Origin of the sequence: Stenotrophomonas sp. A3_2 (genome assembly GCF_036624925.1) — a bacterium.
Lineage (GTDB): Bacteria > Pseudomonadota > Gammaproteobacteria > Xanthomonadales > Xanthomonadaceae > Stenotrophomonas > Stenotrophomonas hibiscicola.
On record NZ_JAZKVY010000400.1, the window covers coordinates 1 to 335 of the forward strand.

Annotated in this window: 1 pseudogene; it reads left to right on the forward strand. The window is 68.1% G+C overall.

The features are described 5' to 3' along the window. A pseudogene (locus R5H29_RS22850) lies at nt 1-335 on the forward strand (NADH:flavin oxidoreductase); the annotation flags it as partial.

The window sequence follows — 335 nt, forward strand, 5'->3', positions numbered from 1 at the left end:
GCCACGGCGCGCTCGCCGGCATCGAACTCTGGCACGGCGGCGGCATGACGATGAACCGCACCTCCCGCCTGCCGCCGATCTCGCCTTCAGGTTTCGGCTGGATGCCCACCCATGTCCCCTTCATGGGCAATCTGCGCAGCCGCATCATGTCGCGCGAGGACATCGCCGATCTCCGCCGCTGGCACGCGGAAGCGGCCGTGCGGGCAAGGCGCGCCGGGTTCGATATTCTTTACGTCGACGCCGGCATGGGCTACCTGCTGCACGAGTTCCTGCTGCCCGCGATGAACCGCCGCACGGACGAGTACGGTGGCTCCATCGCCAACCGGTGCCGTATC